This window comes from Phycicoccus ginsengisoli (assembly GCF_054779295.1).
The window spans coordinates 96,903-115,963 of the sequence record NZ_BAAGYN010000001.1 but is presented as its reverse complement, the minus strand read 5'-3'; the positions used below and the strand labels follow the sequence as shown (position 1 = coordinate 115,963).

17 protein-coding genes are annotated in these 19,061 nt (G+C 73.0%); 11 read left to right on the top strand and 6 right to left on the bottom strand.

All coding sequences use genetic code 11. The features are described from left to right. Window positions 1-55: 55 nt before the first annotated feature. Window positions 56-1,405 (bottom strand): ABC transporter substrate-binding protein, encoded by a 1,350-nt coding sequence (locus ACYVDO_RS00535; protein ID WP_460931949.1) that lies wholly within the window; start codon window positions 1,403-1,405, stop codon window positions 56-58. Window positions 1,406-1,683: 278 nt separating this feature from the next. Between ACYVDO_RS00535 and ACYVDO_RS00530 the strand changes: the two genes are divergently transcribed. From ACYVDO_RS00530 to galK, 4 genes are read left to right on the top strand one after another with little or no spacing between them, the layout of a single operon-like run. Then, a complete protein-coding gene (locus tag ACYVDO_RS00530; RefSeq protein ID WP_460931947.1) occupies window positions 1,684-3,669 on the top strand; it encodes a beta-galactosidase in 1,986 nt (661 codons plus the stop codon). A gap of 2 nt (window positions 3,670-3,671) precedes the next feature. Further along, window positions 3,672-4,478: a DeoR/GlpR family DNA-binding transcription regulator gene (locus ACYVDO_RS00525; protein ID WP_460931945.1), complete on the top strand. Its 807-nt coding sequence runs from the start codon at window positions 3,672-3,674 to the stop codon at window positions 4,476-4,478. Further along, window positions 4,475-5,605, top strand: a complete 1,131-nt coding sequence (gene galT, locus ACYVDO_RS00520) for a galactose-1-phosphate uridylyltransferase (RefSeq protein WP_460931943.1) — start codon at window positions 4,475-4,477, stop codon at window positions 5,603-5,605. The genes ACYVDO_RS00525 and galT overlap by 4 nt, the downstream gene beginning before the upstream one ends. Continuing rightward, the gene (gene galK / locus ACYVDO_RS00515; protein WP_460931941.1) at window positions 5,602-6,777 is read left to right on the top strand and encodes a galactokinase; all 1,176 of its coding nucleotides are present in this window, start codon (window positions 5,602-5,604) and stop codon (window positions 6,775-6,777) included. Before galT ends, galK begins: the two co-directional genes overlap by 4 nt. A 125-nt stretch (window positions 6,778-6,902) precedes the next feature. Here galK and ACYVDO_RS00510 read toward each other — a convergent pair whose 3' ends face one another. Further along, window positions 6,903-7,706 carry an exodeoxyribonuclease III gene (locus ACYVDO_RS00510; RefSeq protein ID WP_460931939.1) on the bottom strand — a complete coding sequence of 268 codons (804 nt, stop codon included), beginning with the start codon at window positions 7,704-7,706 and terminating at the stop codon, window positions 6,903-6,905. Between the two features lie 49 nt (window positions 7,707-7,755). Between ACYVDO_RS00510 and ACYVDO_RS00505 the strand changes: the two genes are divergently transcribed. Then, window positions 7,756-9,315, top strand: a complete 1,560-nt coding sequence (locus tag ACYVDO_RS00505; protein ID WP_460931937.1) for a S10 family peptidase — start codon at window positions 7,756-7,758, stop codon at window positions 9,313-9,315. Here ACYVDO_RS00505 and ACYVDO_RS00500 read toward each other — a convergent pair. Further along, window positions 9,312-10,913 (bottom strand): tyrosine-protein kinase domain-containing protein, encoded by a 1,602-nt coding sequence (locus tag ACYVDO_RS00500; RefSeq protein WP_460931935.1) that lies wholly within the window; start codon window positions 10,911-10,913, stop codon window positions 9,312-9,314. The two genes, ACYVDO_RS00505 and ACYVDO_RS00500, sit on opposite strands and share 4 nt — an antisense overlap. 41 nt (window positions 10,914-10,954) lie before the next feature. Here ACYVDO_RS00500 and ACYVDO_RS00495 point away from each other — a divergent pair, with 41 nt between their 5' ends. From ACYVDO_RS00495 to ACYVDO_RS00485, 3 genes are read left to right on the top strand one after another with little or no spacing between them, the layout of a single operon-like run. After that, complete coding sequence (locus tag ACYVDO_RS00495; RefSeq protein WP_460931933.1) at window positions 10,955-11,806, top strand: hypothetical protein; 852 nt, start codon at window positions 10,955-10,957, stop codon at window positions 11,804-11,806. Further along, window positions 11,803-12,063 carry a hypothetical protein gene (locus ACYVDO_RS00490; RefSeq protein WP_460931931.1) on the top strand — a complete coding sequence of 87 codons (261 nt, stop codon included), beginning with the start codon at window positions 11,803-11,805 and terminating at the stop codon, window positions 12,061-12,063. The genes ACYVDO_RS00495 and ACYVDO_RS00490 overlap by 4 nt, the downstream gene beginning before the upstream one ends. After that, entirely contained in the window at window positions 12,056-12,346 is a 291-nt protein-coding gene (locus ACYVDO_RS00485) for a PqqD family protein (protein ID WP_460931929.1), read from the top strand. Before ACYVDO_RS00490 ends, ACYVDO_RS00485 begins: the two co-directional genes overlap by 8 nt. On the opposite strand, the gene ACYVDO_RS00480 is transcribed toward ACYVDO_RS00485, so the two are convergent. Next, window positions 12,343-12,804: a hypothetical protein gene (locus ACYVDO_RS00480; RefSeq protein WP_460931927.1), complete on the bottom strand. Its 462-nt coding sequence runs from the start codon at window positions 12,802-12,804 to the stop codon at window positions 12,343-12,345. The two genes, ACYVDO_RS00485 and ACYVDO_RS00480, sit on opposite strands and share 4 nt — an antisense overlap. Window positions 12,805-13,121: 317 nt before the next feature. Between ACYVDO_RS00480 and aqpZ the strand changes: the two genes are divergently transcribed. Continuing rightward, window positions 13,122-13,913, top strand: coding sequence for an aquaporin Z (aqpZ, locus tag ACYVDO_RS00475; protein WP_460931925.1), 792 nt, complete (start codon window positions 13,122-13,124; stop codon window positions 13,911-13,913). 174 nt (window positions 13,914-14,087) lie between these two features. After that, window positions 14,088-16,298 carry an NADP-dependent isocitrate dehydrogenase gene (locus ACYVDO_RS00470; RefSeq protein ID WP_460931924.1) on the top strand — a complete coding sequence of 737 codons (2,211 nt, stop codon included), beginning with the start codon at window positions 14,088-14,090 and terminating at the stop codon, window positions 16,296-16,298. A gap of 155 nt (window positions 16,299-16,453) precedes the next feature. Here the strand turns inward: ACYVDO_RS00470 and ACYVDO_RS00465 are convergent, their stop codons facing one another. Continuing rightward, the gene (locus tag ACYVDO_RS00465) at window positions 16,454-18,082 is read right to left on the bottom strand and encodes a cryptochrome/photolyase family protein (protein ID WP_460931922.1); all 1,629 of its coding nucleotides are present in this window, start codon (window positions 18,080-18,082) and stop codon (window positions 16,454-16,456) included. A gap of 37 nt (window positions 18,083-18,119) precedes the next feature. On the opposite strand from ACYVDO_RS00465, the gene ACYVDO_RS00460 reads away from it, so the two are divergent. Then, window positions 18,120-18,608 (top strand): DUF2867 domain-containing protein, encoded by a 489-nt coding sequence (locus ACYVDO_RS00460; RefSeq protein WP_460931920.1) that lies wholly within the window; start codon window positions 18,120-18,122, stop codon window positions 18,606-18,608. 35 nt (window positions 18,609-18,643) lie between these two features. Here ACYVDO_RS00460 and ACYVDO_RS00455 read toward each other — a convergent pair whose 3' ends face one another. Further along, window positions 18,644-18,916 (bottom strand): hypothetical protein, encoded by a 273-nt coding sequence (locus ACYVDO_RS00455; RefSeq protein WP_460931918.1) that lies wholly within the window; start codon window positions 18,914-18,916, stop codon window positions 18,644-18,646. Window positions 18,917-19,061 lie beyond the last annotated feature (145 nt).

Sequence of the window (19,061 nt, the reverse complement as noted above, 5' to 3'; positions counted from 1 at the left end):
GTGGGGGCGAGCACGGGGTCCGGGCGGGTTGCAGCCCCGCCCGGACCCCGGTGGCTCAGGAGCCGAAGATGCTCTTCTTCTGGTTCTCGATGCTGTTGCAGAGCCCGTCGATGTCCTTCGGGTTCTTGATGAAGGTCTGGATCGCGGGGATCATCACGGTGGACGCGAAGTCGGGCCGGGTGTCGCGGTCCATGAACTGGGCGATCGACTTGGCCTGCTTGACGAACTCCACCGACTTCTTCTGCAGCGCGGTGTAGCTCGCCTGGTCGGCCTTGTCGGTCGTCGCGATGACGGACGGGTCCGCCTTGACCGCGAGGTTCTGGGCGTCCGCGGAGCCGAGGTAGGCGAGCAGCTTCTTGGCGCCGGCCTCGTTCTTCGGCCGCTTGGCCATCATGTAGCCGTCGATCGGCGCCTCGATGGCGTCCGCACCGATGGTGGAGTCGACCTCGGGGAAGTTGAAGAAGTCGAGGTCGTCCTGCTCGGCGCCCTTCTGGAACTGCTGGGCCACGAAGGCACCCAGCACGTAGGTGCCGGCCTTCTTCTGCTGCAGGGCCTGGGCGGCCTCCTGCCAGGTGCGGCCGAGCGAGTCGGGCTGGTGCAGGTCGAGCAGGCCGGCCCAGGTGTCGAACACCTTCTTGACCTTGTCGCCGTTCCAGGCCTCCTTGCCGGCCATCAGGCTGACGTGGAAGTCGTAGCCGTTGACCCGCAGGTTGAGCTGGTCGAAGGTGCCCATGGCGGGCCAGCCGTCCTTGTCGCCGAACGCGATCGGGACCAGGCCGTCCTTCTTCATCTGGGCGCCGAGGGCCTTGAACTCGTCGAGCGTCTTGGGCACCTGGTAGCCCTTGTCCTGGAAGACGCTCTTGCGGTAGAAGACGGCCCACGGGTAGTAGGTCGACGGCACGAAGTACTGCTTGCCGTCGTCGCCCGTCGAGGCCTTCTTCAGCGCGTCCGACATGCCCGACAGGTTCTTCCACACGTCGGAGATGTCACCGGCGAGGCCCTTGTCGGCGAAGAAGCGCATGCGGTACCCGGAGAACCACGTCCAGACGTCGTCCGGCGAGCCCTGCAGGTAGTTGTTGATGTTCTCCTGAAACGTGTTGTGGTCGATCGTGTTGATCTTGACCGTGAGGCCGGAGTTGGCCTTCTGGAACGCGTCCATCACGGACTGGACGGCCGCCTTCGGCACGGCGTCGGACTGGTTCGAGCCGAGCGTGACGGTGCCGGTGGCCTTGCCGCTGCCACCGCTCGAGCTCCCGCCACCGCCACAGGCGGCGAGCAGGGAGGGGGCGGCGAGCAGGGTCCCGGCGCCGAGGGCGCCGCGCAGCAGGGTCCGGCGGTCCACGCCACGGACGGAGGGTGGGACGAGGCTGGCGAGGTACTCGGCCTCGGAAGCGGGGCGGGTCATGACGGTCTCCTTTGACGCGACGACGGTGTGCCGACGGCCCCGATCGAAGCCACACTTTCGATCAGAAACCATCAACTCCGAACCGAGAATGACTCCCCGCCATATTTCTGTCAAGGGCTTGGAACCGATTCGTCACCTGTTCTTCGTGCGCACCCATCCCACGCTGCGACAACGAGTTCCGTGCCGGATGCCGAAGATGTCAGCATTGTGCGCAACGGGGTGGCCGCACGTGTTGGTTTCTGTTGACATTTGCCTGACCAGTCCCGACACTGGCCGTCATGCGCTCATGGCCGAGTGACCGGATCGCCTTCGGTGGCGACTACAACCCCGAGCAGTGGCCTCGCGAGGTCTGGGACGAGGACATGGCCCTGATGCGCGAGGCGGGGGTCAGCTTCGTGTCGCTCGGCATCTTCTCCTGGTCCTGGCTCGAGCCGGCCAAGGGCGAGTACGAGTTCGGCTGGCTGGACGAGGTCATGGACCTGCTGCACGCCAACGGCGTGGCGGTCGACCTGGCCACCGCGACCGCGACCCCTCCCCCGTGGCTGTCCGCGGCACACCCCGACATCCTCCCCGTCGACGTCGACGGCCACACCCTGTGGCCGGGCAGCCGCCAGGCCTGGTGTCCCAGCTCGCCGGTCTACCGCGAGTACTCGCTCGCCCTGACCCGCCAGCTCGCCCAGCGCTACCACGACCACCCGGCCCTGGCCCTGTGGCACGTCTCGAACGAGTACGCCTGCCACAACGTCCCCTGCTACTGCGACACCTGTGCGGCCGCCTTCCGGGTCTGGCTGCGCCGCCGGCACGGCAGCCTCGACGTCCTCAACGACTCGTGGGGCACCGCGTTCTGGAGCCAGCGCTACACGGACTGGGACCAGGTCCTCCCCCCGCGCCGGACGACGACGTTCCACAACCCCACGCACCTCCTGGACTACCGCCGCTTCCAGTCCGACCAGCTGCTCGACTTCTTCCGCGCGGAGAAGGCCGTCCTCACCGACGCCTCCCCCGGCGTGCCCGTCACGACGAACTTCATGACGCTGGCGCACTTCGAGCACCTCGACTACGCCCAGTGGGCCCCCGAGCAGGATGTCGTCAGCACCGACCACTACGTCGTCGACGCCCTCGAGCACCCCCAGGCCGAGCTGTCCTTCTGCGGCGACCTCACCCGCGGCCTCGCGGGCGGGCGGCCGTGGCTGCTCATGGAGCACTCGACGAGCGCGGTCAACTGGCAGCCGGTCAACCCGGCCAAGGCCCCCGGCGAGATGACCCGCAACAGCCTGGTCCACGTCGCCCGCGGTGCCGACACCCTCGGCTTCTTCCAGTTCCGCCAGTCCCGCGCCGGGGCCGAGAAGTTCCACTCGGCACTCGTGCCGCACGCCGGCCGCGACAGCGCCCGTTTCCGGGAGGTCGCCGAGCTCGGCGCGATCGCCGAGCGCCTGGGCGAGGTGGTGGGCAGCACGGTCGAGGCGCAGGTCGCGATCCTCTGGGACTACCAGTCCAACTGGGCGGCCACCGGGCCGGCCATGCCGTCGAGCGCCCTGCACCCGACCGCCGTGCCCCACGCGGTCCACCGCGTCCTGCGCGACCGTGGCGTGACGGCCGACGTCGTGCACCCGGGAGCCGACCTCTCGGCATACCGCGTCGTCGTCGTGCCCACGCTGTACTCGGTGACCGACGCGCACGCGCAGGCGGTGGCCGACGCCGCCGCCGGCGGGGCGCACGTCGTGGTCAGCTTCTTCTCGGGCATCAGCGACGAGCACGACCACGTCCGGCTGGGCGGCTACCCCGGGGCGTTCCGCGAGCTGCTGCAGGTCCGCAGCGAGGAGTTCTTCCCGTTGCGCGTCGGCGAGACGGTGGCCGTCGGCGGCGGCACCGGCAGCCTGTGGAGCGAGGACCTCACGATCGTCGGGGCCGAGACCGTCGAGACGTATGCCTCGGGCCCCCTCGCGGGCAGGCCCGCCGTCACGAGGGCGGTCGTGGGCGAGGGCAGCGCGTGGTACCTCGCGACGCTCCCGGACGACGAGCTGCTGGGGCGCCTGCTGGACCGCGTCCTCGCCGATGCCGGGGTGACCCCGGCCGCCGAGGTGCCGCGCGGGGTCGAGGCCGTCCGCCGCAGCAGTGCCGACGGCTCCTGGCTGTTCCTCGTCAACCACACCGACGCAGAGCAGTCCGTGCCGGCGACGGGCACCGACCTGGTGAGCGGCGGGGCGGTCGGACCCCTGGTGACGCTCGCCGCCGGTGGCGTCGCCGTCGTGCGGGAGCCGTAGCCGTGCTCGCCAGCCAGCGTCGGAGCCGGATCGCGGACCTGGTCGCGCAGGCCGGCGCCGTCCGCGTCTCCGACCTCGTCGCCGAGCTCGGCGTCTCGGACATGACCATCCGGCGCGACATCGACCAGCTGGCCGACCAGGGGCTGCTCGAGCGGGTCCACGGCGGGGCCGTCGCGGTGAGCACGCCGACGAGCGAGGAGCCCGGCTTCCGGGCCAAGTCGGCCCTGATGACCGCCCAGAAGCGCGCCATCGGCGAGGCGGCGGCCGCGCTGGTCGAGCCCGGCTCGTCGATCGGCATCTCCGCCGGGACGACGACCTACGAGCTGGCCCGGGCGGTGCGCGGCATCCCCGACATCACCGTGGTGACCAACTCGGTGCCGGTGGCCCAGCTGCTGCACGAGTCCGGCACGGCCGGCCAGACCGTCGTCCTCACCGGCGGGGTGCGCACCCCGTCCGACGCCCTCGTGGGCCCGGTCGCGGTGGCGGCGCTGCGCTCCCTGCACGTCGACCTGCTGTTCCTCGGCGCCCACGGGGTGGACGCGGGGGCGGGCCTGACCACCCCCAACCTCGTCGAGGCCGAGACCAACCGCGCCCTCGTCGCGTGCGCCCGCCGCACCTGCGTCCTCGTCGACCACTCGAAGTTCGGGGTCATCGGCCTGAGCACCTTCCTCGACCTCGACGAGGTCGACGTCCTGGTCACCGACGACGAGCTCTCGCCGCGGGCCCGGTCCACCATCGCCGACGTCGTCGACACGCTGGTCGTCGCCCGCGAACCGGCCCGCACCGACCACCGGGAGGGCACCGCATGACCACGCACGGTGAGCGCGTCCGTATCCGTCGCACGAGCCGCACCCTGGCCGACGGGCGGGAGATCATCTACTTCGACGACAGCGTCGGGGCCCCGGCTCGCGAGGCCGTCGACCAGCGGCCGCTGGGTCCCCGGGCCAGGGCCGGGCAGGTCCGCTACGACGCCCTCGTCGGCGACTGGGTGGCGATCGCCGGCCACCGGTCGAACCGCACCTTCCTGCCGCCCAAGGACGAGTGCCCGCTGTGCCCGACCGGCACGGGGACGGTCCCGTCCGAGGTGCCCGAGAGCTCCTACGACGTGGTGGTCTTCGAGAACCGGTTCCCCTCCTACGCCCCGGTGTCCGACTTCGTCCCGGAGGTCCACTCCGACCTGGTGCGCTCCGGTCCGGCCCTCGGCCGGTGCGAGGTCGTCTGCTTCACCAGCGACCACGACTCCACCTTCGCCGAGCTCACGCCCGAGCGGGCCCGCACCGTGGTCGACGCCTGGGCCGACCGGACCGCCGAGCTCGGCGCCCTGCCGGAGGTCGAGCAGGTGTTCTGCTTCGAGAACCGCGGCCAGCAGATCGGGGTCACGCTGCACCACCCCCACGGCCAGATCTACGCCTACCCCTACGTGCCCCAGCGCTCGGCCGGGATCCTCGCCCGGGCCCGCGAGCACCACGCCGCCACCGGGCGGCTCCTCGGGGCGGACCTGCTCGAGGCCGAGCGCCGCGACGGCCGGCGGGTCGTCCTCAGCGGGCGGCACTGGACCGCCTACGTGCCGTATGCCGCGCGGTGGCCGGTGGAGGTGCACCTCGCCCCGCACCGCGACGTCCCCGACCTGCCGGCGCTCGACGACGACGAGCGCGACGAGCTCGCGGTGGTCTACCTCGACCTGCTGCAGCGGCTCGACCGCTACTACCTGAAGAAGGACGGACGCGACGTGCGACTGCCGTACATCGCCGGCTGGCACCAGGCCCCGGCGAAGGAGGGCCGCGACGTGTCACGGCTGCACCTGCAGGTCATGTCGGTGCTGCGGTCGCCGAGCAAGCTCAAGTACCTCGCCGGCTCGGAGTCCGGGGTGGGCGGCTGGGTCAACGACGTCCCTCCCGAGGACATCGCGGCCCGGCTGCGGGAGGTCGGCGCATGAGCGCCGGGTCGGGCACCGAGGCGGCCACCACGGTCTTCCGGGACGCGTTCGGCGGCGAGCCCGAGGGGGTCTGGTCGGCCCCCGGCCGGGTCAACCTCATCGGCGAGCACACCGACTACAACGGCGGGCTCTGCCTGCCGATCGCGCTGCCCCAGCGCACGTCCGCCGCCGTGCGGCGCCGCGACGACGGCCTGCTGCGGATGGTGTCCGCGCAGGGCTCCGACCTCGTCGAGCTGCCGCTCGACGAGGTCGGCCCCGGACGCCCCGAGGGCTGGGCGGCCTACGTGGCCGGCGTCCCCTGGGCGCTGCGGCGGGCGGGCCACGAGGTGGCAGGCCTGGACGTGGCCGTCGACGGCCGGGTCCCGCTCGGGGCCGGCCTGTCGAGCTCGGCCGCCCTGGAGTGCGCGGTGGCTGCCGCGGCCTCCGACCTGTTCGGTCAGGGCCTGCTGGCCGACCGCGACGGCCGGGCGGCGCTGGCGGCCGCCTGCGTCGACGCGGAGAACTCGATCGCCCAGGCGCCGACGGGCGGGATGGACCAGTCGGCGGCCATGCTCGCCGAGGCCGGCCACGCCCTGCTGCTGGACTGCCGCGACCACCACACCGAGCAGGTCCCCTTCGACCTGACGCGGGCGGGTCTGGCCCTGCTCGTCGTCGACACCCGCGCGGAGCACGCCCTCGTGGACGGGCAGTATGCCGAGCGCCGTGCCAGTTGCGAGCGGGCGGCCAGCGAGCTCGGCGTCCCGACGCTGCGGGAGGTGCCGGTCGAGGGACTCGACGAGTCCCTGGGACGGCTCTCCTCGGAGCTGCTGCGGCGCCGGACCCGGCACGTCGTCACCGAGATCGACCGGGTCGTCCGGGCGCGTGAGGCGCTGCGGCACGACGACTTCGAGCTGTTGGGACAGCTGTTCCTGGACAGCCACGCGTCGATGCGCGACGACTTCGAGATCTCGGTCGAGGAGCTCGACACGGTCGTGGAGAGCGCCGTGGCAGCGGGGGCCCTCGGCGCCCGGATGACCGGTGGGGGGTTCGGGGGGTCGGCCATCGCCCTGGTGCAGGCCGACGCCGTCGACGCGACAACCGAGCGCGTGGAGGCGGCGTTCGCGGACAAGGGCTTCCGGGCTCCGCGGGCCTTCGCGGTGACGGCCTCGGGCTCCGCCGGGCGCGACTCCTAGACGGGCCTGCCCGGCCGGCCGTCCAGCCCGGCCGGGCAGTGCCACCCCCTCCACCACTCCGGGCGCGGGGCACGCCGCGAACGCGGTTGCGGCCGCCCCGCAGGGGCGCCCAGGTGGCCGGCGGGTCAGCCCAGGTCGTAGTCGACGACGACCGCGGCGTGGTCGGACCAGCGCTGGTCGTAGGCCGCGGCGCGGCCGGCCCGCGCGCCGGTCGCCCGGGCCGCGAGCTTGCGGCTGGCGACCTGGTAGTCGATCCGCCAGCCGGCGTCGTTGTCGAACGCCTTGCCCCGCCAGGACCACCACGTGTAGGGACCCGGCCCCGGGCCGTGGAGCTGCCGGTGCACGTCGACCCAGTCGCCGTCGGCGAACCACCGGTCGAGGTAGGCCCGCTCGTCCGCCAGGAACCCGGACTTGGTGAGGTTGCCCTTCCAGTTCTTCAGGTCCGCCTCGCAGTGCGCGATGTTGAGGTCGCCGCTGACGACCGCCAGGGCTCCCGCCCCGGACCACTCGGAGAGCCTGGCCGTGACCGCGTCGAGGAACCGGTACTTCTCCGCCTGCCGCGGCGTGCCCGCCTCGCCCGTGTGCACGTAGGTCGACGCCACGGTCACGGTCCCGGCCGGCGTGGCCACGTCCGCCTCCACCCACCGGCCCGCCCCGTCGAAGTCACGGGCACCCACCGAAGTAGCCACCCGCAGCAGCGGGGCACGGCTCACGACCGCGACGCCGGCACGGCCCCTGGCCTCGGCCTCGGTGTGCGCGACGTGCCAGGACCCGAAGCCACCGAGCTCGAGCGCCTGCGCGAGCTGCTGGTCCGACGCGCGGACCTCCTGCAGGCACAGGACGTCGGGCTGCTGCTCGGCGAGCCACTCCATCCCGCCTCGACGGGCGGCCGCCCGAACTCCGTTGACGTTGGCTGAGATCAGGCGCACCCGGCCATTGTCCGGGTGAGGCCCCCTCGGACAGCACTAGGGTGCAGCCATGGCCGACGCCACCGCACCCGCGCCCACCTCCTCCCCGGCCGAGACCGCTCGCGCCGAAGGTTCGTCAACGACGACGAGCACCGACACGACCACCGTCACGACGACCCCGGCCCCACCCGAGGACGACCTCGTCACCAGCCGGCACACCCTGGCCGTCGGCCGGCGCCGCCTCCACTACACGGCCACCACGGGCCGCGTCGTGCTGCGCGAGGAGGTGTTCGAGGACGACGTGTTCAAGGGCCTGCGCGCCAAGGCGGAGCTGAGCATCACGGCATACGTCCTCGACGCGCCGGCGGGCACGAACCGGCCCGTGACCTTCGCGTTCAACGGCGGCCCCGGGTCGAGCTCGATGTGGCTGCACCTGGGGCTGTTGGGCCCGCGGCGCGTGGACTCCGGCGACGCGGGGGCCCTGACCCCGCCGCCCTACGGGCTGCTCGACAACCCGCAGTCGCTGCTGGCCGTCTCGGACCTGGTCTTCATCGACCCCGTCTCGACCGGCTTCTCCCGCGCCGTCCAGGGCGGGAAGGCCAAGGACTACCACGGCTTCACGGGCGACATCGAGAGCGTCGGCGAGCTCATCCGGATGTGGACGAGCCGCGAGAACCGTTGGCTGTCACCGAAGTTCGTCGCGGGCGAGTCCTACGGCACGGTGCGGGCGGCCGCGCTGGCCGAGCACCTGCAGAGCGCGCACGGTCTCTACCTCAACGGCGTCATGCTCATCAGCTCGGTGCTCGACCTCGACACCGTGGACTTCGACTACCGCAACGACCGCGCGTACGTCGACTACCTGCCGACGTACGCCGCGACGGCGCACCACCACGGCAAGCACGGCCGCAAGGCGCTGCGCACCGTGCTCGCCGAGGCGGAGGAGTATGCCGCGCGCGACTACCCGTGGGCCCTGGCCCGCGGGTCCCGCCTCACGGCCGCGGAGCGCGCCGAGCACGTGCAGCGGGTCGCCGGCCTGACCGGCCTGTCACCGGAGTACGTCGACCGTGCCGACCTTCGGGTCGAGCACGTCCACTTCCTCACCGAGCTGCTGCGCGAGCGGGGACTGGCCGTCGGCCGGCTGGACACCCGCTTCACCGGTCCCCTGCACCACGGCAACGCCGCGACGTGGGACGCCGACCCGTCGATGGACGCGATCCTCGGGTCCTACTCGGCCGCGCTCAACCACTACCTGCGCCAGGAGCTCGGCTACCGGCAGGACCTGGCGTACACCGCGAGCTCGTCGCGGGCGTACAAGGAGTGGTCCTTCAAGGAGTTCGAGGGCAAGCCGGTCGACGTCAGTGCCAAGCTGTCGAGGGCGATGCGCGCCAACCCGCACCTGCGGGTCCACGTGTCGTACGGCTACCACGACGCGGCCACACCCTACTGGGCGGCCGAGGACGCCGTGGCCCACTTGGACCTGCCGACGGAGCTGCGCGCCAACATCGAGCACGCGTACTACGAGGCGGGCCACATGATGTACGTCCACGAACCGAGCCGGCTGGCCCAGAGCGCGGACCTGGCCGCGTTCGTCACCCGGGCGGCCAGCGGCGGCCGGGGCGCGCCAGCCTAGGAGCGACGCCCGGTCACGGTCTGCACGAGGGCGGCGTCGACATGGGCGCCGCCTCCCAGGCCCCTGGTCGGCTTGGAGGGGCGACGGTCCGTGGGCCGGCCGTGCCCGTCAGGAGCGGCCTGCGCGGCAGCGACAGGGTTGCTCGCGCGGGCCGGACGGGGGCCGGGGAGCTCCAGCTCGTCGGGCTGCAGCGCCGGGACGGCGGCGGGGCGACCACCCTCCCCCCGGCCGTAGTAGCCGCCGTAGTGCCCGCTGTCCGTGGACCGGGGCGCCACCCGGTTCAGGACGACCCCCAGGGTGCGGCCCTGCACGGCGTCCAGGTTGGCCAGGGCCGCGCCCAGCTGGCTGTCGAGCGTCTGGCCGGCCGTCACGACGAGCAGCGCACCGTCCGCGGAGGCCGTGAGCACGGCGGCGTCCGTCACCGGCAGCACGGGCGGCGCGTCGACGATCACGGTGTAGCCGCGGTCGGCGAGGCCGCGCAGCAGCCGCCCCATGGCCTTGGAGCCGAGCAGCTCGCTGGGGTTCGGCGGCGTGCCACCGGCGGCCAGGACGGTCAGGTTCGGCAGCGAGCCCACGCCCTGCGCCACGTCGGAGAAGCGCACCCGGCCGATGAGGACGTCGGTGAGGCCGGCGCCCTCGACGAGGCCGAAGGACTCGGCGACCACCGGGCGGCGCAGGTCGCCGTCGATGAGGACGACCTTGCGGTCCGAGAGCGAGAGCGCCGCCGCGAGGTTGGCCGCGACGCTGGACTTGCCGTCGCCGGGCAGCGGGCTGGTCACCACGATGATGCGGGGCGGGTTGTCGATGTCCATGAACTGCAGGTTGGTCCGCAGCTTGAGGAACGCCTCCGCCGTGTGCGCCGGGTCCTCGGGACGGCCGGGGCCCACGACGAGGCGCACGAGGTCGCCGTCCTTGCGGACCATCGCGGGGCTGCGCGGGATGGTGGCGGCCACGGTGACGCCGAACATCCGCTGGACGTCCTCGGGCCGTCGCACCTTGCGGTCCAGCTGGCTGCGCAGCACGGCATACCCCAGGCCCAGCAGCATGCCCGCCACGAAGCCCAGCCCGACGTTGCGGGTCAGGTTCGGGGAGATCGGCGCGGTGGGCAGGGAGGCGGACTCGACCGGCTCCAGCCGCAGCGCCTGCTGGGCGGTCCCGCCCGGGTCCTCGACCTTGCGCACCTGCTCGCTCAGCGCCCGCACCCAGGCGTCGGCGAGGCGCTGCGCCTGCACCGGTGAGGCGGCCCGGGCACTGATCTTGATGAGGACCGTGTCCGTCGGCTGGGTCACGCTGACCTGGCCGATGAGCGCGGCCGGGGATGCCGTGAGCCCGAGGTCGTCGATGACCGACTGGGCGGTCGCGCGTGAGGTCGCGAGGTCGACATAGGACGCGGCGCGAGACTTCGCCAGGCTGTCACCGACCGAGGCCTCCCCCGTCGTGGTGGCCGAGCCCGCGGAGACGAACCCGCTCGCGTCGGCCTGGTACACCTTGGGTGTCGTCAGGCTGACGGCCGCCGCCGCCGCGATCCCGAGGAGCACGAGCACCGCGACGCCACGCCAGTAGGCCCGGACCACGCGCAGGTAGTCGGTCAGCTCCATGTCCTCACCCCCGCGACGAGCCGTCCTCTACCCTGCCTGCTGTGAGCGACCACCCGACGACCGCCGCACTGTGCACTGCGGTGACGGCCATGGGGGTCGTGGTGCGGATCGAGCTGACGGGCGCTCGCGCCGAGGACGTGCTGGAGCGCATCCCCCTGCTGTGGGAGTGGTGCCCGGCCCGCCCCGGTGCAGCCGCCGAGGCCGTGGTGCCGGTGCACTTCGACGGGCGCCGGGCGGACGGCGCGGATGGTGCCGGGACGCGCGGCCCCGTCCGGCAGCGCACCGAGCCCGTGACGGCGGACGACCTCGAGGACCTGCTGCAGCTGCTGACCCAGCGCGTGACCGTGGCCGCCATCGACGCGCTCGCCGGGCGCCACCTCATGCTGCACGCGGCCTGCCTGGCCGACCCGGCCACCGGAAGCGCGGGCGTCTTCGTCGCCCCCGGCGGGACGGGCAAGACCACGCTGGTGCGCACCCTCGGGCCCGGCCGTTGGTACGTCACCGACGAGACCGCGGTCATCCGCGCCGACGGGAGCATCGAGCCGTACCCCAAGCCGCTGTCCCTGAGGCGCGCGCCGGGGAGCCTGTGGAAGGACGAGACCGCACCCAGCAGCGCCGGACTGCAGCCGCCGGCCGGCCCGGTGCGGATCGCCGCCCTGGCCCTCCTGCGGCGCGACGACGAGCACGTCGGCGCCCCGGCCGTCACGACGCTCGGCACGCTCGACGCGGTCGTGGCGCTCACGCACCACGCGTCGCACCTGCCGGCGCTCGACCGGCCCCTCCAGCGCGTCGCGGCGCTGGTGGAGTCCCTCGGTGGAGTTCATCTGGTGACCTATCGGGAGTCCGCGGATCTCGCGGAGCTGGTGGACGGCTGGCTGGCGGTGCCCCGGTGAGGGCGCGCCGGCTGCCGGTCGCGGACCGGGTGGACCGCGACGGTGAGTCCGTGGTGCTGGTGGGTCGTGAGGTCGTGCGCCTCTCGGCGCTGGCGACGACGCTGCTGGACTCCTGCTCGGAGTGGACCGAGGAGGAACGGCTCGTGACGGTGCTGGTGGACCGGTTCGGCGCACCACCCGAGGGTGGCGACGCCGCGGTCCTGGTGTCCGAGGCCCTCGCCACGCTCACGCGGCACGGGCTGGTGGAACGTGGCTGAGGGTCGGTGGTGTCGCGCACCCGAGGTCGCGGTCGTCGACCGGGGGGAGCGGGTCGTCCTGCTGGCGCTGGCCGACCCCACCTCCGCCCGGCCGATGGTCCTCGAGGGGCCCGCGGCCGCGGTCTGGCACGCCCTGGCCGAGCCGGGGACGGGCGCCGAGGTCGCGGTCCGGGTCGCCGACTCCGTCGGCGTGCCCGCCGCCGAGGTGGAGGCCGACGTCTCGGCCTTCCTCGAGCAGCTGGTGACCGTCGGACTCGTCGCCCCTCCCGCGCCCACGGCCTAGAGGACGATGTCGACCATGGTCGTCAACAGCTTCCCGTTGACGCTGTAGGTGACCGTCACGCTGCTGACGTTGGCGTTGTTGTCCGGTCGCGTGAGGATGAACGTCGCCGACGGGCTCTTCGCCGTGACGTCGACCGCCGGAGAGGGGACCGTCTTCCAGGGGCCCCCCTTGTCGATCCCCACGATCGCGACGGCGTTCGTCCCGACCACCCCGGTGAAGGTCAGGGTGAAGGTCACGGCCCGGTTGTTGTCGACGCTCGTGCCCTTGGTCGCCGTCTTCGTGCCGAGGACCGCCGACGGCGGCTCCCCCGGCCCCACCGGGTTCGGCGAGCCGGTGTCGGCCGGCGCGGCGACCGCCGCCAGGACCACGGGGACGGACCACGCCGCCCCCAGGTTCACCGTCCGTCGACTGACCAGTCCGATCTCGCGGGCGCCCACCCTGCTGGGTCGCTCGTCCATGCTCCACCCCTTGTCCGGGACCCCGCCGGCCCCACGTCGTGTGCTGGCAATGTAGGCCGCTTGGTCAAAGGAATGCCTTGCTTTGGTAAAGAAAGAGTAAGGACGCCCGTCCTTTTCCTCCCGCTTGCGGCTCATTCATCCGCCGTATGCGGCGACCCCCGCCTCGTCCTTTCGGCTGAGCCGCCGAACGCGCGGCTCGACGCCCTGTCGTGCGCCGAGCGGCCCGTGCCGGCGCCGGGGTGTGCAACCGGCCGGCATACGGGACAGTGGTGCCGGTCGGACCCGCCGGGGGTCCCGCCGCACCGGGAGGGACCCCCATGCGCATCCCCGCTCTGCGTTCACGCCTGGCCGCCGAGGCCCTGGGCACGTTCTGGCTCGTCTTCGGCGGCTGCGGCAGCGCCGTCTTCTCCGCCAAGTACCTCGCACCCAACGTGGTGGCCGGCCAGAGCGTGCAGCTCGGCATCGGCTTCCTGGGCGTGGCGCTCGCCTTCGGCCTGACGGTGATGACGATGGCGTACGCCGTGGGGCACGTCTCCGGTGCCCACTTCAACCCCGCGGTCACGCTGGGCGTCGCCGTGGCCAGGCGGTTCCCGTGGCGCGACGTCCCGGGCTACGTCGTGGCCCAGCTGGTGGGCGGCCTGCTGGCCGGGCTGGCGCTCTGGGGCATCGCCCGCGGGGTCAGCGGCTTCGAGGTCACGGGCCACCTCGCGGCCAACGGGTACGGCGAGCACTCCCCCGGCGGCTACACGCTCGTGGCGGTGCTGTGCGCCGAGGCGATCCTCACGGCGTTCTTCCTCTACGTCATCCTCGGCGTCACCGACCAGCGCGCGCCGGTGGGTTTCGCGCCGCTCGCGATCGGGCTGTCGCTCACGCTCATCCACCTGGTCGCGATCCCGATCAGCAACACGTCGGTCAACCCCGCCCGCTCGACGGCCGTGGCGTTCTTCAACGGCAACGGTGCGCCCGGCCAGCTGTGGGCCTTCTGGGTCGCGCCACTCGTCGGTGCGGCCATCGCCGGGGCGACGTACCACCTCGTGACCGGCATCGACCGCCGCGACGAGGACATCACCGGGGTGGTCGACCCCGAGGACCTCACCCCCGCCACCTGAGTCCGGCCGGTCGGGCGCGGCCCGTAGCCCGGCTGCCACGGCTCCGCTCGCACGGGCCTCCAGGCGGGGGACGCGGAGGGCCACGGCTTCCCGGACGTCGGCCGCTCCGGTAGGATTTGTCTTGACATCAAGATAATCGGCACGACCACACAGCGAGGAGCGTCCACGCGCACCATGGCCACGATCATCTACACCCTCACCGACGAGGCGCCGATGCTGGCGACCTACTCGTTCCTCCCGGTCATCGAGGCCTTCGCCGGCACCGCCGGGGTCGACGTCGAGACCCGTGACATCTCCCTCGCCGGGCGCATCATCGCCGCCTTCGACGACCGGCTGCCGCAGGAGCAGCGCATCGGGGACGCCCTGGCCGAGCTCGGCCAGCTCGCCACCACCCCCGAGGCGAACATCATCAAGCTGCCGAACGTCTCGGCCTCGGTGCCGCAGCTCAAGGCCGCGATCGCCGAGCTGCAGGCGCAGGGCTACGACCTGCCGGCCTACCCCGACGAGCCGAGGACGGACGCCGAGAAGGACGCCCGCGCGCGCTACGACAGCGTCAAGGGCAGCGCGGTGAACCCCGTTCTGCGCGAGGGCAACTCGGACCGCCGTGCGCCGGAGTCCGTCAAGAACTACGCCCGGAAGCACCCGCACTCGATGGGGGCCTGGTCGCCCGACTCGAAGACCAACGTCGCCACCATGGGCAAGGACGACTTCCGCTCCAACGAGCAGTCCGTCGTGATGCCGGGCGCCGACACGCTGACCATCCGGCTCGTCACCGAGGGTGGGACGACCGTCCTCAAGGAGGGCCTGGACGTCCTCGAGGGCGAGGTCGTCGACGCGACGGTCATGCGCGCCGCGGCGCTGGACGCGTTCCTGCGCGACCAGGTCGCCCGGGCCAAGGCCGAGGACGTGCTCTTCTCCGTCCACCTCAAGGCCACGATGATGAAGGTCTCCGACCCCATCATCTTCGGCCACGTGGTGCGGGCGTTCTTCGCCGACGTGTATGCCGAGCACGGCGAGGCGCTGCTCGCGGCGGGCCTGGACGGCAGTGCCGGGCTCGGCGCGGTCCTCGCAGGCCTCGACGCGCTGCCGAACGGCGCGGAGATCAGGGCCGCCTTCGACCAGGCCCTCGCCGACGGCCCGAAGCTCGCGATGGTCAACTCCGACAAGGGGATCACGAACCTCCACGTGCCCAGCGACGTCATCGTCGACGCCTCCATGCCGGCGATGATCCGCACCTCCGGCCACATGTGGGGCCCGGACGGCCAGGAGCACGACACGCTCGCGGTCATCCCGGACTCGTCCTACGCCGGCGTCTACCAGGCCGTCATCGAGGACTGCCGCGCGAACGGCGCGTTCGACCCGACGACCATGGGGTCGGTGCCCAACGTCGGGCTCATGGCCCAGAAGGCCGAGGAGTACGGCAGCCACGACAAGACGTTCGAGATCCACGAGTCCGGCCGGGTCGAGGTGGTCAACCGTGCCGGTGAGGTGCTCATGTCGCACGACGTCGAGCCGGGCGACATCTGGCGCGCCTGCCAGACCAAGGACGCCCCGATCCGCGACTGGGTCAAGCTGGCCGTCACCCGGGCGCGCGCGTCGAGGACGCCGGCCGTCTTCTGGCTGGACGCGGCCCGCGCCCACGACGCGAACCTCATCGCCAAGGTCAACGCCTACCTGCCCGAGCACGACACGGACGGTCTGGACATCCAGGTCCTGTCGCCGGTCGAGGCCGCCACGCTGTCGGTGCAGCGGATCCGCAAGGGCGAGGACACCATCTCGGTGACCGGCAACGTCCTGCGCGACTACAACACCGACCTCTTCCCGATCCTCGAGCTCGGCACCTCGGCCAAGATGCTGTCGGTCGTGCCGCTGATGAACGGTGGCGGCCTGTTCGAGACCGGGGCCGGAGGCTCGGCGCCGAAGCACGTGCAGCAGCTCGTGGCGGAGGACTACCTGCGCTGGGACAGCCTGGGCGAGTTCCTCGCCCTGGCCGAGTCGTTCCGGCACGAGGCCACCACGACGGGCAACGCGCGGGCGCAGGTCCTCGCCGACACCCTCGACCGCGCCACCGGCACCCTGCTCGAGGAGAACAGGTCTCCGGCCCGCAAGGTCGGCCAGATCGACAACCGCGGCAGCCACTTCTACCTGGCGATGTACTGGGCCCAGGAGCTGGCGCGCCAGACGGAGGACGCCGCACTGGCCGAGGCGTTCGGCCCGGTCGCCGAGGCGCTGACCTCGAACGAGCAGAAGATCACCGAGGAGCTGCTCGCGGTCCAGGGCCACCCGGCCGACATCGGCGGCTACTACCGGCCCGACCCGGCCAAGGCGTCCGCTGTGATGCGCCCGTCCGCGACGTTCAACCAGGTGCTCGCCGACCTGCGCTGACCCCGCAGGCGGCCCCAGCGCCGCCGCACCTCTCGACGACGTCGGGGGTGCAGGAGTGACGGATCCGTCACTCCTGCACCCCCGAGTCCGTGACGGGAGGCGTATGCCGGGCGGCGGCACCCCAGCGAGGACGGCGCCCCAACGGGGACGGCGCCTCAGGGGGCGGTGGCCCCGCGGCGGCGCTCCTGCTCGACCACGTCGTCGAGGTCGGCCAGCCGGTGCCGCTGCTGCAGCGGCCGGGCCATCCTCAGGTTGCCCTCGAGCCGGTCGGCCGTCCGGTCGAGGAAGGCCCAGTAGCCGGCCGTGAACGGGCAGGCGTGCTCGCCGACGCGGACCTTCGGGTCGTACCGGCAGCCGCCGCAGTAGTCGGACATGCGGTTCACGTAGGCCCCACCTGACACGTACGGCTTGGTCGCCATCGCGCCGCCGTCGGCGTGCTGGCTCATGCCGACGACGTTGGCGGGCATGACCCAGTCGTACCCGTCGACGAAGCGGGTCTGGAACCACTCGGTCAGGGTGTCGGGGTCGTAGCCGCGCTGGGCCGCCCAGTTCCCCAGCACCATGAGGCGCGGGATGTGGTGCACCCACCCCCGGTCCCGCACGCCCTCGAGCACGTCGCGCAGGCAGGCCGCCTCGACCGCGTCGGCGTCCAGCTCGTCGAACCACGTCGGCAGCGACCGGCGGGCCGCGAGCGCGTTGCGCCGGCGGTAGGTCGGGCCGAAGTGCCAGTAGAGCTGCCAGACGTACTCGCGCCAGCCGACGACCTGGCGCACGAAGCCCTCCACCGAGGCCAGCGGCGCGCTGCCGTCGTGATAGGCCGCCACGGCCCGCTCGGCGACCTCGACGGGGTCGAGCAGGCCGAGGTTCATCGGCACCGACAGCAGGCTGTGCGCCATCGCCCAGTCGCCCCTCAGCATGGCGTCCTCGTGCGGCCCGAAGGCGGCCAGCCGCTCGGTGACGAACCGCTCGAGGGCGGCCAGCGCCTCCCGCCGGGTCACCGCGAACAGGCGCGGGCCGTCGCGGCCGACCGTCCGCAGCCCGTCGTCGCGCTCCCATCGGTCGAGGTCGTCGCGGACCCGTGCGTCGATGTCGTCCTCGCGCGGCCGGTACGGCGCGGGCACGGCCAGCCGCTCGGCCCCGTTCGGCGGTGGCTCGCGGTTCTCGGCGTCGTACGACCACGACCCGGCGACCGGGCCGTCGCCCTCGAGCAGCAGCCCGAGCCGGCGCCGCTGGAACCGGTAGAAGTCGTCCATCCGCAGCTGGCGCCGGCCGCCGGCCCAGGCCCGGAACTCGCTGCGCGGCAACGAGAACCCGGGCGTCGGGTCCAGCCCCTCGACCGTGCCCGCCTCCACCTGCCGCCGCACGAACCGCTCCGCCGACCGCGACGTCGGCTCGTACACGCGGACCGGCTCGCCCAGCTCGGCCAGCGCCTCGGCATACGTCTTGGTGCGCAGCAGGACCGCTGAGTCGCCGAGCTCGGCGGCGCGGTGGCGCAGGGCCGACAGGACGAGGTGCAGCTTCTGCCGGTGGTAGGTCCGGCGCCCGAGCGCGGCGCGGCTCTCGACGAGCAGCACCCCGTCGCGGCCCACGTCGAAGTGCGGGCCGAGCTGGTCGGCGAACAGCCACCGCCGCGTCACGGTGCGGTCCTGGCTGGTGCGGTCCCGGCTGGTGCGGTCCCGGCTGGCGCGGTCGCGGCTGGTGCGGTCCCGGCTGGTGCGGTCCTGGCTGGCGCGGTCCTGGCGCGGGTCGTCCTCACCGGCCCAGTCTCGGCGACGCCGGCGCACCCGGCACGTCCGTGCACGACGCCGTAGCGTGGGCGCGGTGGACCTCCCGGACCTGACCGCCCCGTTGCGTGGCACGCACACCGGTACGGCGGACGTGCCCGTGGACCGGCTGTGGCAGGTCGTCACCTCGGTCGGCGGCGACACCGGCTGGTTCACCCCCGAGGCGGTGTGGACCGCCCGGTGCGGCGTCGACCGCCTCCTCGGCGGACCCGGCCGGCGACGCACCCGGCCGGACCGTCCGCCGCGCGCAGGTGACCTGCTGGACTTCTGGCGGGTCGAGGAGGTGGTGGCCACGGGCTCGCGCCGCCGGCTGGTGCTGAGCCCGCTGACGAGGCTGCCCGGCGCGATGCTGCTGTACCTGGAGGTCACCGCCGAGGGTCGCGGACGCAGCAGGCTCACCGTGCGGCATGGGTTCACGCCATCGGGCCCCGCCGGGCTGGCCTACGGGCTGACGACCGCGGCCGGCGACCAGGCGCTGTACGCGTGGATGCGCACCGCCATGCTCCGCGCCGCACAGGGCGCCTGACGCGCAGCCCGCGGGAAGGCCTCTCCCGAGCGGGCTCAGGCCCGGCACTCCATCCACACCTCGCGACGCACCGACCCCAGCCACTCCCGGTCCTCGTCGCCACCGTGCGCCGCAACCCACGGCTCGACGCTGTCGAGGTCGCGCAGGAGCTCTCGCTTGCGGTCCGGGATCGATGCGGCGACGGCCGCATCCATCGCCGAGAGGACGCGACGGGTGCCCTCGTCGTACTTCGGGCCGGCCCCCCGCGGGTTGCGCTTCGACAGGTCCTTGCGAAGCCGCCTCAGCATGACGTCGACGTACCCGCGCACGAGCTCGATGCCGAGGTCGGCGCGACCGGCGTCGGCGCACAGGTCGAGCAGCTCCCTGGCGGGCTCGTCGGGCCACGGCTCGGTGCTCCACTGACGGGCGCGGCATACCGCCGCTGCAGCGGCAGCCGCACCGCCCAGTCCGTGT